Raw genomic sequence first — 15,051 nt, 5'->3', positions numbered from 1 at the left:
TCAGATCATCCTCTCCAGCACCACGAGCGAACGGTCTGGCACCCGGATGGTGCCGCCCGCGCTGATCACTGTGGCGTCGTCCGGCTGGGGTTCGGCGGTGCTGATCACCCGTTCCCACTTCTGGCCGTAGTCGCTGCCCGGCATCGTGAACTCCAGCGGCGCGTCGTGGGCGTTGAAGCAGAGCAGGAACGACGCGTCGCGATGCTTCTGGCCGTACTGGCCGCGCTCGCGGATGCCCTCACCATTGACGAACAACGCCACCGAGCGGCCGAAGTCGTTGCCCCAGTCGTCGCCGGTCATCTCCCGCCCGTCCGGGGTGTGCCAGGCCAGGTCGGGCAGCGGGGCGTCCACGTCGCGCCCGCCGACCGGCAGGCCGGTGAAGAACCGGCGGCGCCGGAACACCTGGTGCCGCTTACGGAACGCGGTCAGCGTCTGGACGAACTCCAGCAGTTGCTCGTCGACGTTGTCCCAGTCGACCCAGGCCAGCTCGCTGTCCTGGCAGTAGACGTTGTTGTTGCCGCGCTGGGTGCGGCCCAGCTCGTCGCCGTGCCCGATCATCGGCACACCCTGGGAGAGGATCAGGGTGGCCAGGAAGTTGCGCCGCTGCTTGGCCCGCAGGGCGAGCACCGCCTCGTCGTCGGTGTCACCCTCGACCCCGCAGTTCCAGGAGCGGTTGTGGCTCTCGCCGTCCCGGTTGTCCTCGCCGTTGGCCTCGTTGTGCTTGTCGTTGTACGACACCAGGTCGTTGAGCGTGAACCCGTCGTGGACGGTGACGAAGTTGATGCTGTGGAACGGTCGACGGCCATCGTCCTGGTAGAGGTCGGCGGAGCCGGAGATCCGGGACGCGAACTCGGCGAGGGTGGCCGGCTCACCACGCCAGAAGTCCCGCACGGTGTCCCGGTACTTGCCGTTCCACTCGGTCCACAGCGGCGGGAAGTTGCCCACCTGGTAGCCGCCGGGGCCGACGTCCCACGGTTCGGCGATCAGCTTGACCTGACTGACCACCGGGTCCTGCTGCACCACCTCGAAGAAGGTGGACAGCCGGTCGACCTCGTAGAACTCGCGGGCCAGGGTGGCGGCCAGGTCGAAGCGGAAGCCGTCGACGTGCATCTCGGTCACCCAGTACCGCAGCGAATCCATGATCAGTTGCAGGGAGTGCGGGCTGCGTACGTTGAGGCTGTTGCCGGTGCCCGTGTAGTCCACGAAGTAGCGGCGGTCCTCTTCACTCAGCCGGTAGTAGCTGGGGGCGTCCACACCCTTGAAGCTCAGCGTCGGCCCAAGGTGGTTGCCCTCGGCGGTGTGGTTGTAGACCACGTCGAGGATCACCTCGATGCCGGCCGCGTGCAACGCCCTCACCATGCCCCGGAACTCCTGCACCTGCTGCCCGAGGTGGCCCAGCGCCGAGTAGCCGTGGTGCGGGGCGAAGAAGCCGATGGTGTTGTAACCCCAGTAGTTGCGCAGCCCCAGATCGACGAGGCGGTTGTCGTGGATGAACTGGTGCACCGGCATCAACTCGATCGCGGTCACCCCGAGCCGGGTCAGATACTCGATCATCGGCGGGGAGGCGATGCCCGCGTACGTGCCGCGCAGTTCCTCCGGGATGTCCGGGTGGCGCATGGTCAGCCCGCGCACGTGCGCCTCGTAGATCACCGAGTGGTGGTAAGGGGTGCGCGGCGGCTTGTCGTTGCCCCAGTCGAAGTACGGGTTGACCACCACCGACTTCGGCATGAACGGCGCCGAGTCCGTCTCCGACATCCGATCCGGCTCCGCCATGTCGTAGTCGTAGACCGCCGGGTCCCACGTCACGTCACCGTCGATGGCCTTGGCGTACGGGTCGATCAGCAGCTTGTGCGGGTTGCAGCGCAGCCCGTTCGCCGGGTCGTACGGGCCGTGAACCCGGTAGCCGTAACGCTGGCCCGGCTCGATGCCCGGCAGGTAGGCGTGCCACACGTAGGCGTCCACCTCGCGCAGCTCGACGCGGCGCTCCGCGCCGGTGTCCCACTCGTCGAAAAGGCAGAGCTCGACCCGTTCGGCCACCTCGGAAAAGATGGCGAAGTTGGTGCCCATCCCGTCGTAGGTGGCGCCCAGGGGGTACCGCTCGCCCGGCCAGACCTGCATGTCGCTCCTTCAGACCATGGTCATCTGCGCACTGCGCCACGAGCGCGCCGACGGAGGCCGCCCGCGCGCGCAGGCGGGTAATTGCCCCCCGCCCTGGCGCGCCAATCCATCCTTCCAGGAGGTGACCGGAATCGACCTGTCTGGTGCGCGCTACACCCTCAGGTGTCCTCCGTCACCTTGCCCCGTTTTCGTGGTGCGTTCTTGGGCTCGATGCCTTTTCCTTGACCGGAGGGCGAGCGTTCGCGCGCGCCCCGCCAGGCCCTCGGCCACCCCTTACACCTCTCGCTCCGCCGCCACTGACGCCGGCGCGCACATCCATGCACGGACGGAGATTGATGTGACGACCCTGCGGGTCGACGAGCAGCTCGCTGCCACCAAGGACCGGGCCCACCGGCCCACCCTGACCTCCCGGCCCCAGCTCCCGACGCAGTCCGGCCCCGGGGTTCCCCCGCAGACCCGCCGCATCCTCATGCTGTCCTGGGAGTACCCGCCGGTGCTCGTCGGCGGCCTCGGCCGACACGTCCACGCGCTGTCGGTGGCGCTGGCCGCCGCCGGCCACGAGGTCACCGTCGTCACCCGCCACAGCGACGGCGCACCCCTCGAGGAGTACGCCGACGGCGTCCGCATCCTGCGCGCCCCCGAAGACCCGGTCACCTTCCCCCTCGCCACCGACTCCCTGCTGGCCTGGACGATGGCCTTCAACCACACCCTCACCCGCACCGCGCTGCGCGCCACCCAGGCCGGCTCCTACGACGTCATCCACGCCCACGACTGGCTCGTCGCCCACACCGCGATGACGTTGCGCGACCACCTGGACATCCCGCTGGTCAGCACGATCCACGCCACCGAGGCGGGGCGGCACCAGGGCTGGCTGCCGGAGGAGATGAACCGCACCATCCACGGCGTCGAGCAGTGGCTGAGCAGCGAGTCCGGTCGGGTGATCGTCTGCTCCGGTTACATGCGCGACGAGGTGACCGCGCTGTTCGGCGTACCGGCCGGGCGGGTCGACGTGGTCGCCAACGGCGTGGAGCCGCACCGCTGGCGGGTGCCCGCCCGTGCGGTGGCCGCCGCCCGCGCCCGGTTCGCCGGGGACGGCCCGCTGGTCACCTTCGCCGGCCGACTGGTGTACGAAAAGGGTGTGCAGCACCTGATCGCCGGGCTCCCCCAGCTTCGGGAACGGCACCCCGGCCTGCGCGCTGTCATCGCTGGTGATGGCCCGTACCGCGCCGAGTTGGAGGCCGAGGTGCACCGCCGCGGCCTCGGCGGCATGGTCACGATGCCGGGCTTCCTGGGCGGCACCGACCTGCCGGCGCTGATGGCCGCGTCCGACTGCTTCGCGGTGCCGAGCATCTACGAGCCGTTCGGCATGGTGGCCCTGGAGGGCGCCGCGGCCGGCGCGCCCTCGCCGTCGCCGCCACCGGTGGCCTCGCGGAGATCGTCGAGCCGGGCGTGACCGGGGTGACCTTCCGCCCGCACGACCCCGACGGGCTGATCGACGCCGTGGACGCGCTGCTGTCGGATCCCGACCGCGCCCGCGTCATGGCCCGCCGCGCCCGCCGGGTGGTCCACGACCAGTACGGCTGGTCGGCGATCGCCCAGCGCACCGCTGCCAGCTACGCCGCCGCCATCGCCACCGACGCCGCGTGCACCGCCCAGCGCGCCGAGCAGCGCATGTCCCAGGGCCGCGCCCTCCCGGCGCTTCCCGAGGGCAACCTGCTCGCCGCCGCCGGGCTGCGCTGATCGACTCTCGCCTCGCCGCCGTCGGGGTGTCCCTGCGAGGGGACATCCCGACGGCTTTTGCAAATGGTCATTTGCGCAAGCGATTGTTTGCCTTAGGGTGGGGTGGTGTCCTCCTCACTCGCGACATCCACCCCCGATCTCGACTCGGCCTTCGCCGCTCTCGGCGACCCCGTCCGTCGCGCCCTGGTGACGCGTCTCGCGCAGAGTGACGCGACGGTGGGAGAGCTCGCCGAACCGTTCGACCTGACCCCACAGGCGATCTCCCACCACGTCGGTGTCCTGCGGCGCTGTGGCCTGGTCGAACAACGACGCGAGGGCACCAGGCGCCCCTGCCGGCTTCGAGCCGATCAGCTGTCGTTGCTCAGCGGGTGGATCGACGACCAGCGTCGCGCGTGGGACGACCGACTCGACGCCCTGGAACAGCATCTCAGCGGCGACGCTCCGTCGACCGCCCGCGCGAAGCTCGATGGTGGCGGAGCGGTCCGATGACCGACGCCAGCGCGAATCTCCGTGGCGGAGCGGTCCGTTGACCGCGCGCGCGGAGCTCCGTGGCGACGAACTGATCGCCCGGCGCCATCTCCCGGCGGCACCGGAACGCGTGTGGGCCGCCTTCACCTCACCGGCGGGCATCGCGGCGTTCTGGGGCGGTTCGCATGCCACCGTGCCCCCGGAGTCCGTCACCGTCGACCTGCGTCCGGGCGGCGTGTTCGCGCTGGACACCCGCGCGCCGGACGGTGCGACGCACCAGCTCCGGTTCGTCTACGTGCGCATCACCGCCCCGCACGAGCTCGTGTTCGACGAACCCGTGACCGGTCTTCGCACGACCGTCACCGTGCAAGCCGCCGGCGACGGCTCGGACCTGACCGTCCACCAGCGCCGGCTTCCCCCCGAGCTGCGGATCGCCCAGGCAGTCGACGGGCTCGCCTCGATCCTCGACGCCCTCGCCACACACCTGCGGCACGACGAGGCTGCACACGTTGAAGCAACACCACGACGGAGAACGACATGACGCAGACGACCCAACGCGACCTCGTCGCGGAATACTTCGCCGGGTTCCGGACGAGCGACCACCCGCGCATCCTCGCGACCCTCACCGACGACGTCGAGTGGGTCATCCACGGCCACCGGACCACCCACGGCAAGGCGGAGTTCGACGGCGAGATCGAGAACCCCGGATTCACCGGCAGCCCTGAGCTCGACGTCCAGCGTGTCCACGAGGACGGGCCGGTGGTCGTCACCACGGGCGAGGGCCGCGGCGTCAGCGTCGACCACGGGCCGTTCCAGTTCGCGTTCAACGACCTTTTCACGTTCCGCGACGGTCTCATCGCGCGCGTCGATTCCTACCTGGTCCCGCTGCCTTGAGTCCGGGCTCGCAGGCGTCGGGGTCTTGATTCGGGTCAGGCCACGCGACCATTTCTGGACGCTACCCGCCACGCGTCGTTCATCATCCTGAGCAACAACAGGAGAGACTCCACCGGCCCTAGCTTTGCTCGAATGTCTCGCCACACAACGGGGCACGCCGCGATCGTCATGCCGGCTTTTTTGGCGAGGTAGATCAATTCGGCGTCGAAGCTGTAGCCATCAGTGGATACATTTCTGACGATCGACCTCAGTGAGGTCCCAAGGGCCATCTTCATGCAACACTGGGTGTCGCGTACTTCAGGCAGCAGAACCGCGCGGGTGAACATATTGAATATTCGGCTGGTGACGCGTCTGCTGCGTGTCGCATTCCCAATAACTATGGATCCAGGATGCCGCCGGTCACCGATGGCGAGCGTGGCGTTGTTCTCAGTGACGATCTGGAATGCCAGCCCAATCGACGACGGCTCCACTGGTAGATCCGCATCGGTATAGGCGACGTAGATGCCCGCGGACTCGGTAATGCCCGTTCGCAGCGCGGCACCCTTCCCCAACCTGAGGGGATGCCGAATAAGGGTGACCCTGTTGTCTTCGACAAGAGTGAGGTGTGTGCCGTCAGTACTGCCGTCGTCCACGACCAGGATCTCGTACTGCTCTACGAGGCCCTCCAGATACCGGCTCAATACTGTGATGGTGGAAGGCAGGTGCCTAGCCTCGTTGTGAGCTGGAAGGACGATGGAGATCGTCGGCGACCCATGGTGAAGAATCATCCAGGCTCCCTCCTCAAGTCGACGGAGCTTGATCGAGCCACGTCCTCAATTCCAGAGCGTATGGAGACTTCTTGCCCTTGAGGGCCAAACCGATCGCTTCGTCTATAGATGGCCACAGTCTATCTCTGTGGTCAAGCCTGGTGATATTCGACCAGACAACCTCACCTACATCCAACCCCAGAGTCTCGATACAGACGGTTTGGGTGATATCGCTCCAGTCGCTGCGCCTCGATTGGATCGCCCGCATCGCCGAGATGATCGGTATTTCCGACAGTCGAAGCTGCCTCATGGGGTTGAAGGCGACCATATCGAAGCCGCCGAGAGTTTGCTGCACGTCCTCTATCTCAGGGATCAACCGCAAGCGGCTTTCGTAACCGCGGCCGTCGTTGACGGGAAAGTTGTACCAGAGGGCCGGTTTGCGCTGATATTGCTCTGTCACCCTTTCCACGGCCCCATGAGTAATGCGATCACTCATGAGCGTAGGGCCACTCCAAAATATCGAGACGCTGGCGTCAATCTGCGACAAGGTCTGTCGATAGCGGTCTCTTTCGGAGTCGGAGATGCCGATCTCGCTCACATCGTCCGCGTAGAGCGTTGGGCATACCACAATTTGCATCGTCAAGCCGAAGGACGACGAGATCGCATGAACGATCTCCACCTGGATATCGGCTAACAGGTGACGGCCTCGTAGTGGTGCGCCGTCGAACCGCAGGAGCAGCGTCTTGATATCACCAATGAAGTCCGCGTTCTGCAGGCTTTCCACAATGACCGAGATGTCACGCGACGAGCGGACGAGCGCTTCCTCGAAAAAGGCAGAAATGCCCAGTGCCAGTCCAGTGGACCTTGAAATCGGGGCCAACCGAGAGATTTCCGCGTCGCTGTTCCGAGAAAATGCGACAAGAGCGGACCTGTGCTGTAGGTGAGGCCTGGACCCCAGCAGGTAGAACGCTAACCCTTCCCGTGCGAGGTGTTCTACGAATAGCACTCGCTCGTCACTGGACCAACTCGCACCCTTTGTTGCCTCGACGATGCCAAGAGGGGCGCCTCGGTGTTCAGTGGTCATTATTCCAAATTCCTCGTTAGTGAGTGTACTATCCTGGACGTGGCGATATCGCGTTCGGCAACGTCTGCGCGAATAAGCGTGCAGTGATGAGCCGATCGGCCAACCTTACGGATTGACCGCTTGAACTCTCGCGACGAGAGTGTCCTCGCTGCGGCCAGAGTTCCCACACGGAGAGAACCGCAGATGATGGTCACACGCTTCTTCGAGTCGGCTGGGTTCGGAAAGGTGTATATAACGCCGAAATCGGTGACTATCTGCGTTCCGTCCAGGACTGGCGTCGAGGGCTCGTAACCTGCGACCACAACGGTATAGGCATCAAATTTCACCAATTCCTTGCCTTGTGCCTCAAGTGCGCGCAAGGCAGCCTTGCTGAAAGAGTTCACATAAGGTCCTCCGACGAAGATGCAATCCCTCCTGCTGGTCGCGGAAGAGTCGACCTCCTCGACCGTCGCGACCGTGACACGGCTGGAGGAATTGTAATTCAAAGCCTCCAAGGAAACCTCCAGCATGGCTGCGACGTCACCCGCACGGATGATTCGGTTGACGTCCCCGATTGCCGCTTGACTTCCACACACAACCAGTGTCTCACCGCGCGGAGAGAAGATAATGAATTCTCCGAGCCCGCGGAGTCTTCTTACCATCCATTCGCGTTGGCGATAAAGGTAACCGAGCGCGAATGCAATTGGCGCCGCGACGACGTTGGCCAGCAGACCAAGGATCCAATTCCCCATCGTTGTCCCTCTCGGGAGCGCTCTTCTCCGGCTATCGGACGTGGCCATTCTAGTCGAATGCCGCAAATGATTGGCCAGACACCAGGGCGGGCTTCTGCGTGAACAACCTTCGATTCGTATAGCTTTGCGAAGTCCCGGAGCTAATGTAGCGTTTCGTAACGTGGTCAGGTGAGATCGCCGCGCCCTTAATACTGCAACCACCCATGCTGGTGGTGATCGTGTCGTCGTTGCGGCGCCTGAGCTCGGGCTTGCGAGTTCGGCGCTGACCGGCCGGGCCTGTCAGGATGTGCGGATGCCTCGTCCTGTCGATGCCCTGGATGCCGCCTTCCCGATCGCCGCCTCGATCGCGCTGGACCTGATCCGACGCCCCGAGGTCTCGGAGCAGTGGTCGAGCCCGAGCGCGCTGCCGCACCTGTCCGTGGGAGCCCTGGCGTGCCACCTGGGGCGTCAGGCGGTACGCGCGGCGGAGCTGCTACCGACGCCGACCGACCTGCTGCTCCTGGAGGCCGCCGACGACCACTACGAGCGGGCCGCGTGGGTCACCGAGGGGTCTCCCGACGAGGCTTCGGTCGCCTCAGGTCCCGACGAAGCCGAAGCCGTACGGGGGCCGGCAGACCTGCACGACCGCTCCGCCGTCGCGCTGCGGGAGGTCGGCGACCTGCTTGCGCGAGGGGCCGCCCGCGACGTCGTCCCGATCCCGTGGCAGGGCTGGTCCCTGCGGCGCAGCGAGTTCCTGTTGACCCGCCAGCTGGAGATCGTGGTCCACTCCGACGACCTCGCCGTGAGCGTCGGAGTGCCCACGCCAACGTTCCCGGCGGAAGTCTTCGACCCCGTACGCGACCTGCTGGTACGACTGGCCGTGCGGCGTCACGGCCAGTCCGCGCTGATCAGTGCCCTCAGCCGCAGCGAGCGGGCACACGACATCTCTGCCTTCTGACCCCCTGGCGCGGGCCTCGGCTTGATCGACTCCGTTTCCTTGAAAGTCGCGGCATCCCAGGCGACGGATAGCCCGGCTTCAAGGAAACGGAGTCGATCAAGGCCGGACGCCGGGAAAGGCGGCAGGCCGCCGACCCGGGTGGGTCGACGGCCTGCCGGTGGTGCGAAAAGCGGAGGTCAGCGCTCGGCGAAGGGGACGTAGTCCCGCTCGGCGGAGCCGACGTAGATCTGCCGCGGACGGCCGATCTTGGTCTCCGGGTCGTTGATCATCTCGCGCCACTGGGCGATCCAGCCGGGGAGCCGGCCGAGCGCGAAGAGCACCGTGAACATCTTCGTCGGGAAGCCCATGGCCTTGTAGATCAGGCCGGTGTAGAAGTCCACGTTCGGGTAGAGCCGACGGGAGACGAAGAAGTCGTCGGCGAGCGCGATCTCCTCCAGCTCCATGGCGATGTCCAGCAGCGGGTCCGGCTTGGCCATCCGGCCCAGCACGTCCTGCGCGGCCTTCTTGACGATCGCCGCCCGCGGGTCGTAGTTCTTGTAGACCCGGTGGCCGAAGCCCATCAGCTTGACGCCGTCCTGCTTGTCCTTGACCTTGCGGACGAAGGACCGGACGTCGTCATCACCGGCGTTGATCTGCTGGAGCATCTCCAGCACGGCCTGGTTGGCGCCGCCGTGCAGCGGGCCGAACAGGGCGTTCACGCCGGCGGAGACCGAGGCGAACAGGTTGGCGTTGCTGGAACCGACCAGCCGGACGGTCGACGTGGAGCAGTTCTGCTCGTGGTCGGCGTGCAGGACGAAGAGCATGTCCAGCACCTTCGACATCACCGGGTCGACCTCGTACGGCTCCGCCGGCACGCCGAACGTCATCCGCAGCAGGTTGTCCACGTACCCGAGCGAGTTGTCCGGGTACAGCAGCGGCTGCCCGATGGACTTCTTGTACGCGTACGAGGCGATGGTCGGCACCTTCGCCATCAGCCGGACCGTGGAGATCTCCACGTGCTCGGAGTCGAACGGGTCCAGGCTGTCCTGGTAGAAGGTGGACAGGGCGCTCACCGCGGACGAGAGCACCGCCATCGGGTGGGCGTCCCGGGGGAAGCCGTCGAAGAAGCGGCGCATCTCCTCGTGCAGCAGCGAGTGCCGCCGAATCCACTCGGTGAACTCGGTCAGCTGCTGCTCGCTCGGCAGCTCACCGTAGATGAGCAGGTAGGAGACCTCCAGGAAGGAGGACTTCTCGGCCAGCTGCTCGATCGGGTATCCCCGGTAACGCAGGATCCCCGCGTCGCCGTCGATGTAGGTGATCGCGGATGACGCAGCCGCGGTGTTGACGAAACCGGGGTCGTACGTGGTCATCCCGGTTTCTTTCAGCAGCTTGCTCACCCCGACACCGGCGGGGCCCTCGACCGCAGGGTGTACCGGCATCGACAGCTGCCCACCGGGGTGATCGAGCTTGACTTCCGTCATGTGGTTCCTCGCTTCGCCGGCAGATCTACGTTGAATTGCCTTCGCTTCTACCGTAATTGCGGCTCGGGGGACAACGCCCGCCGTGGTTCGCCGGTGAGGCCTGCGTCACCCGATTCCCGACCAGGCCGAAGGGAAACCCGGCATCCCGGTACCCGGGACGAATCTGGGACCAGGTCAGGACAGCGCGAGGCGTCGCAGCGTACCGTCCGTCGCGACCTGGAAGACGTCGAGCCGGTTGGTGCCGGCGTGGAACAGCTTGTCGTCGGTGAGCAGTGCGGCGAACCGGCGTCCGCCCGGGTCTGCCGGCACCACCGGGACGACGGCCCCGATCCGGCCGTTGACGGCCACCGCCAGCAGCGTGCCGTCCGGGATCCGGTCCGGGACGTCCCCCCAGACGAGCGCCGGGAGGGTGCCGGTGTCCGGATCCATGGCCGTGAAGGCGGCCAGGTCGGCGACCCGGGCGCTGCCCCCGGCCGGGCCGGCGCGCACGTCGGTGCCGACCAGGGGTGCGGCGTCGGCTGCGGCGGCGGGGCGGGCACCCCGCCCGGGAAGGTGACCGGTTCGCCGGGGCGGTCGTAGAAGTGCTTCGTGCCGTCGGTGCGCGGGGCCTGCCGGGCGGAGCGGCCGTCGACCCGCCAGGGCAGCCGGATGTTGGCCTCGTCGGCCACGGTCGGCAGCAGGTCGACGTGCTCCCAGTTGCGGTCGTCCACCCGGCCGGTCTGCTGGTGGGGCTCCTTGACAAACATCGGCACCCAGGCGACCTCGCCGGCGGCGGCCTTGATGGCGTCCATGCCCCGACCCTGGGCTCCGGGGCGGAAGCTGACCCCGTGGTCGGCGGTCACCACGACGAGGGCCTGGTCGTAGAGGCCGCTGGCGCGCAGGGTCCGCAGGGTCTCGCCGATCAGCCGGTCGGTGTAGCCGAGCTGGGCGAGGTGCCTCTGCCGGGCCAGCTCGACCCAACCGGTGCCATCGTTGGGCAGGTCCTCGGGGGCGTCGTAGCGCGCCCCGGACGGCAGGTACGCCCACGGCGAGTGCGGCATCAGCAGGTGCAGGAAGTGCAGGGTGGGCCGGGTTGTCGGCTTCAGCCCGGCCAGGAAGCTGGTGAAGCGGGCCGGCTGGTTGTCGTCCAGGCTGTCCCAGCGGAACTTCGGGTCGGCCGGCACCGGCTCGGCGGCGTCCAGGCCGGCCTCGGCCCGGGTCTGCTCCCGGTAGGAGTCCTCCGGGTCGACCCGGGTGGCCGTCGGCCCGGCGACCTGGCCGAGCAACTTGCCGGTTTCCCGGACCAGCACGCCGAGCCCCTGCTCCGGGGTGACCGGCTGCTCACAGCGGCTGGGCGGGCACAGTCGGGTGATGCTCTCCTCGGCGCGGATGTCGTACAGGCCGCCGAAGGCGGTGAAGATGTTGTCCGGGTACTGCGAGTAGTGCGGGGCGACCGGCCGCGCCGGGTAGCGGCCGGTGAGCATCGCGGGCAGCGCGTTCGGGGTCCACCCGCTGACCCCGGTGGCGTTGCGGTACCAGGTCGAGCCGCCGGCCAGCTCGGCGAAATGCGGGTACCTGGTCGCGTCGATCCGCCCGTCGGCGCCGAGCAGGCTGACCAGCGGCAGTTCGTCGAGGATCAGCATGACCACCGGCGGGTGCGCGCCCGTGCCCTGCGCGGTGCCGGCCGCGCCGCCGTCGCTGCGCGGCAGGACCACCGCCGAGGTGGGTGAGACGAGCAGGAAGAGCGCCACGAAGGCCACCGGCCCGGCGGCGGCCAGTCGCAGCACCCGGCCCGGCACCCGCCACCGCCGATGTGCGGCCGCGCCGGCGGCTCCGGCCAGCAGGGCCACCAGCAGCAGCGGTACGCCCCGAAGCGGCGTCACGTGCCGGCCCACCTGCACGGCGAGGGCGGCGAGCAGCAGCCCGACCAGCCCGGTGTGGGTGAGGGCGCGGGCGGTCCGGCCGGCCAGTCGGCTGAGTGCGCCGAGCAGTCCCACTCCGACCGTGGGCACCACTGTCACGAGAGCGACCAGCAGCAGGATCTGGGCCGGGTCGGCGCGGTGGAACAGGAAGAAATCGGGGCTGCGGCCGAGCACGTCCAGTAGTGGCTGGGTGACCACCAGCCCGACCAGCGCGACCACCTCCAGCAGCCGGCCCAGCTCGCCACGCCAGCCACGGTCCCACCGCTCGGAGGCCGGACGCGGTTGGTCGTCCGAAGCTGGCAGGTCGGCGTCGGCCGGTTCAGCCACCCATCACCGTCCGGTAGAGCGTGCGGGTGCCCGAGGGCAGTTCCAGCCGGTCGGTGACCCGACCCCGGGCGGCGAGCAGCGCCTCGAAGGTGTCGCGCCGATAGTCCGGGAAGAGGTTGGCGGGCTTGTTGGCGAGCAGCCGGGTCGCCATCGGATCTTCCGGGTGGACGAACTCCACCACCAGCGCGCCGCCCGGCACCATCAGCCCGGCCAACCAGTCGATGACCTCCGGCAGCGGCACGTTGCGCCCGATCGCCAGGTGGTGCACCACTGCCAGGGCGAGTACCACGTCGGCGGACGCCCGCTCGGCGAAGCCGGCCCGCTCGACGCCCCGCCAGCCGCCACCCGGTGACGGGTCGGCCAGGTCCAGCACCAGCGGCAGGATGCGCCGCTGCCCCTCGGACCGCAGCTGTCGGTACAGCTCGTCGACCACGGCCGGGTCCTGCTCGACGGCGACCACGTAGTCGGCGTGCCCGGCCGCCAACCGGGAGTACCGGCCGTCGTTGGCACCGAGGTCGAGCACCAGGCGGGGGCGGGCGCCAGCCGCTACGGCGGCGGCCACGAACTGCTCCTTGGCCACCCGGTCCCGTGCGGAGTATCCGCAGGTGCGCTGGTAGTCCGACCAGTGACTCTCGGCCGGACGACGGTCCAGCCGGCGGACCAACTTCTCGATGCCGCGTACGGTCGCCAGCAGCAGCTCCCGGGAGAAGCCGGCGGCCCGCAGTTGGTCGCGGACGTCGCTGGTGCTGGTGGCGGCGTTGCGTTGCTGCATGGCAACGTGCAGGTGCAGGTGGGTCAGCACCCCGGGGCGCAGCCGGCGGGCCCCGCCGAAGAGCGGCCGCAGTTCGTCGGCCTCGATGCCGTCGACGCGGGCGCGTAGCCAGGGCTGGAAGTCGACGCCCAGGTGGGCGGTGAGCATCAGCGGGTAGAGCACGGTCTGGCAGAACTGCCGGTAGCCGGCCCACGGTTCGCCGTCGCGTACCGGCTCGAACGAGCCGATGTCGATGAAGACCGGCTCGGCGCCGCGCCACTGCAGGTTGTACGCCGAGCCGTCCTTGATGGTGAAGCCGTCGGTGAGCGCGGCGCGCAGGATCTCCAGGTGCAGCAGCGCGGCGTCGCGCAGCATGCTGAACGACCACTCGTACGGGTGGGAGACGAACGGGATGCGCTCGTGGCGCAGCACGGCGGCCCACGGCGCCCCGGTCGCGGCGGGCACCAGTGTCGGTGGGGCGTCCTCGGTGGCGCAGACCTTGCGCGCGGTGACGAGCGCCGGGAAGAACGTGCTGCCGGTGAGTGCCCGCCAGTGCTCGGCGGCCTGCGTGTCCAGCCCGCGCAGCACCTCGTCGCCGACGTGGAAGACCCGGTTGGCCGGGTCGCGGAAGGAGGCCGGCTCGGGCCGTACCTCCGTGGGTGAGATCGCCATCGCCGGGACTGGCCCGCTCACCGCTGGTCGGTCGGTTGGCGGCGGAATCGGTCGACCAGGCGTCGCCAGTAGAGCTTGGCGGCGACCGCGGCACCGGCCACCCCGCCGACGACCGCCTGCACGATCAGGCTGCCGGACCCCGCGTCCAGATAGGCCAGATGGATCACCGATCGCTCCTTCCCTCGCCGGTCTCCACACCGGCGTCCCGGGTACACAGCGATGAGGCTTTTGACCCAGAAGGCCGGACTTGTCCCACCGTACGCCGCTCGTCATCGCCACCGCGGGCACATCGGCGGACTCCCAGCCTCGTCACAGAATGCGGCCGAGGCACCGCCCCCGCCGGTACGCTGCGGACGTGCGCTGGGTCGTGCTGGACGCGCCGTTGGACTCCTCCGGAGCCGGACGCGGTGAGGAGCGGGCGCCGGCCGCGCTGCGCCGGGCCGGGCTGCTGGACGCCGTGGCCACCGACGACGGCGGGCGGGTGGACGAAGCACGGTTGCGCGACCCGATCCGGGACCCGGCGAGCGGGGTGATCGGCGCCGACGGCCTTCGCCGCGCAGGCGAGGCCATCACCGCACGGGTCGCCGCACTGATCGCGGACGGCCGCCGACCGCTGGTGCTCGGCGGGGACTGCGCCATCCTGCCCGGCATCTGCCGGGCCCTGCCCCCGGCGACGGAGCTGTGGTTCGTCGACGCCCACCCGGATTTCCTCGACGGCGTGACCTCGCCGACCGGTGAGGCCGCCGACATGGACCTGTCGGTGGTCACCGGGCACGGCCCCGTCGCCATCGGGCCGGACGGCGCGCTGCTCGATCCGAGCCGCGTACACCTGCTCGGGCACCGCCCGGCCACCGACGAGAGCAGCCGGGTCGAGGCGGCCCGGATCGACCCGGCGATCCACCAGGTGCCCGCCGCGGAGCTGCTGCGCCGGGGCGCCGGCACCGTCGGGGTCACCCTGGCCGCCGGCGGGGACGGGCCGGCCTGGCTGCACCTCGACCTGGACGCGGTGGACCCCCGCGACCTGCCGGCGGTGACCTACCCCGAGCCGGACGGGCTGCGCTGGCCGGACCTCATCGCGCTGGTCACCCCGCTGGCCCGCGCCGACCGGCTGCTCGGCATGAGCGTGGCCGACCTGAACGCCGACGAGGACCCCGACGGGCGCCACACACGACGCGTCGTCGAGGTCCTCGCGGAGGTGCTGGCCGGCTGACCAGCCGGTGTA

At 68.7% G+C, this 15,051-nt stretch carries 12 protein-coding genes and 2 pseudogenes; 6 read left to right on the top strand and 8 right to left on the bottom strand.

Annotated features, from left to right (window positions below):
* A complete protein-coding gene (gene glgX, locus PCA76_RS15105) occupies window positions 1-2,118 on the bottom strand; it encodes a glycogen debranching protein GlgX (protein WP_272618735.1) in 2,118 nt (705 codons plus the stop codon).
* Window positions 2,119-2,455: 337 nt separating this feature from the next.
* Here glgX and PCA76_RS15100 point away from each other — a divergent pair.
* The 4 genes and pseudogenes from PCA76_RS15100 to PCA76_RS15085 all read left to right on the top strand — a co-directional run bounded on the left by PCA76_RS15100 (window position 2,456) and on the right by PCA76_RS15085 (window position 5,220).
* Window positions 2,456-3,858 (top strand): annotated as a pseudogene (locus PCA76_RS15100) (glycosyltransferase family 4 protein).
* Window positions 3,859-3,963: 105 nt separating this feature from the next.
* On the top strand, window positions 3,964-4,347 hold the full coding sequence (locus tag PCA76_RS15095) for an ArsR/SmtB family transcription factor (protein WP_272618733.1): 384 nt from the start codon (window positions 3,964-3,966) through the stop codon (window positions 4,345-4,347).
* Window positions 4,348-4,384: 37 nt separating this feature from the next.
* Window positions 4,385-4,867, top strand: a complete 483-nt coding sequence (locus tag PCA76_RS15090; protein WP_272618731.1) for an SRPBCC family protein — start codon at window positions 4,385-4,387, stop codon at window positions 4,865-4,867.
* A complete protein-coding gene (locus tag PCA76_RS15085) occupies window positions 4,864-5,220 on the top strand; it encodes a nuclear transport factor 2 family protein (protein WP_272618729.1) in 357 nt (118 codons plus the stop codon). The genes PCA76_RS15090 and PCA76_RS15085 overlap by 4 nt, the downstream gene beginning before the upstream one ends.
* 35 nt (window positions 5,221-5,255) lie before the next feature.
* Here PCA76_RS15085 and PCA76_RS15080 read toward each other — a convergent pair whose 3' ends face one another.
* From PCA76_RS15080 to PCA76_RS15070, 3 genes are read right to left on the bottom strand one after another with little or no spacing between them, the layout of a single operon-like run.
* Window positions 5,256-5,987: a glycosyltransferase gene (locus PCA76_RS15080; RefSeq protein WP_272618727.1), complete on the bottom strand. Its 732-nt coding sequence runs from the start codon at window positions 5,985-5,987 to the stop codon at window positions 5,256-5,258.
* A gap of 13 nt (window positions 5,988-6,000) precedes the next feature.
* The gene (locus PCA76_RS15075) at window positions 6,001-7,050 is read right to left on the bottom strand and encodes a beta-N-acetylglucosaminidase domain-containing protein (RefSeq protein WP_272618725.1); all 1,050 of its coding nucleotides are present in this window, start codon (window positions 7,048-7,050) and stop codon (window positions 6,001-6,003) included.
* The gene (locus PCA76_RS15070; protein WP_272618724.1) at window positions 7,050-7,781 is read right to left on the bottom strand and encodes a hypothetical protein; all 732 of its coding nucleotides are present in this window, start codon (window positions 7,779-7,781) and stop codon (window positions 7,050-7,052) included. Before PCA76_RS15070 ends, PCA76_RS15075 begins: the two co-directional genes overlap by 1 nt.
* 292 nt (window positions 7,782-8,073) lie before the next feature.
* Here PCA76_RS15070 and PCA76_RS15065 point away from each other — a divergent pair, with 292 nt between their 5' ends.
* Window positions 8,074-8,718, top strand: a complete 645-nt coding sequence (locus tag PCA76_RS15065) for a maleylpyruvate isomerase N-terminal domain-containing protein (RefSeq protein WP_272618722.1) — start codon at window positions 8,074-8,076, stop codon at window positions 8,716-8,718.
* Window positions 8,719-8,894: 176 nt separating this feature from the next.
* Here the strand turns inward: PCA76_RS15065 and PCA76_RS15060 are convergent, their stop codons facing one another.
* The 4 genes and pseudogenes from PCA76_RS15060 to PCA76_RS15045 form a co-directional block, all read right to left on the bottom strand.
* Window positions 8,895-10,178: a citrate synthase gene (locus PCA76_RS15060; protein WP_272618720.1), complete on the bottom strand. Its 1,284-nt coding sequence runs from the start codon at window positions 10,176-10,178 to the stop codon at window positions 8,895-8,897.
* A gap of 174 nt (window positions 10,179-10,352) precedes the next feature.
* Window positions 10,353-12,382: pseudogene (locus PCA76_RS15055) on the bottom strand (sulfatase-like hydrolase/transferase).
* Between the two features lie 16 nt (window positions 12,383-12,398).
* Complete coding sequence (locus PCA76_RS15050) at window positions 12,399-13,829, bottom strand: class I SAM-dependent methyltransferase (protein ID WP_272619388.1); 1,431 nt, start codon at window positions 13,827-13,829, stop codon at window positions 12,399-12,401.
* Window positions 13,830-13,846: 17 nt separating this feature from the next.
* Window positions 13,847-13,996, bottom strand: a complete 150-nt coding sequence (locus PCA76_RS15045) for a hypothetical protein (protein ID WP_007459587.1) — start codon at window positions 13,994-13,996, stop codon at window positions 13,847-13,849.
* 188 nt (window positions 13,997-14,184) lie between these two features.
* On the opposite strand from PCA76_RS15045, the gene PCA76_RS15040 reads away from it, so the two are divergent.
* Complete coding sequence (locus tag PCA76_RS15040) at window positions 14,185-15,039, top strand: arginase family protein (RefSeq protein WP_272618716.1); 855 nt, start codon at window positions 14,185-14,187, stop codon at window positions 15,037-15,039.
* The last annotated feature ends 12 nt before the right edge of the window (window positions 15,040-15,051 follow it).

The organism is Micromonospora sp. LH3U1 (assembly GCF_028475105.1).
Lineage (GTDB): Bacteria > Actinomycetota > Actinomycetes > Mycobacteriales > Micromonosporaceae > Micromonospora.
The sequence above is the reverse complement of the archived record's forward strand: the minus strand, read 5'-3'. Positions and strand labels throughout refer to the sequence as shown.

Coding starts and splice junctions, on each gene's coding strand:
- glgX (WP_272618735.1), bottom strand. CDS start 2,118: ATGCAGGTCTGGCCGGGCGAGCGGTACCCCCTGGGCGCCACCTACGAC.
- PCA76_RS15050 (WP_272619388.1), bottom strand. CDS start 13,829: ATGGCGATCTCACCCACGGAGGTACGGCCCGAGCCGGCCTCCTTCCGC.
- PCA76_RS15070 (WP_272618724.1), bottom strand. CDS start 7,781: ATGGGGAATTGGATCCTTGGTCTGCTGGCCAACGTCGTCGCGGCGCCA.
- PCA76_RS15080 (WP_272618727.1), bottom strand. CDS start 5,987: ATGATTCTTCACCATGGGTCGCCGACGATCTCCATCGTCCTTCCAGCT.
- PCA76_RS15075 (WP_272618725.1), bottom strand. CDS start 7,050: ATGACCACTGAACACCGAGGCGCCCCTCTTGGCATCGTCGAGGCAACA.
- PCA76_RS15085 (WP_272618729.1), top strand. CDS start 4,864: ATGACGCAGACGACCCAACGCGACCTCGTCGCGGAATACTTCGCCGGG.
- PCA76_RS15060 (WP_272618720.1), bottom strand. CDS start 10,178: ATGACGGAAGTCAAGCTCGATCACCCCGGTGGGCAGCTGTCGATGCCG.
- PCA76_RS15065 (WP_272618722.1), top strand. CDS start 8,074: ATGCCTCGTCCTGTCGATGCCCTGGATGCCGCCTTCCCGATCGCCGCC.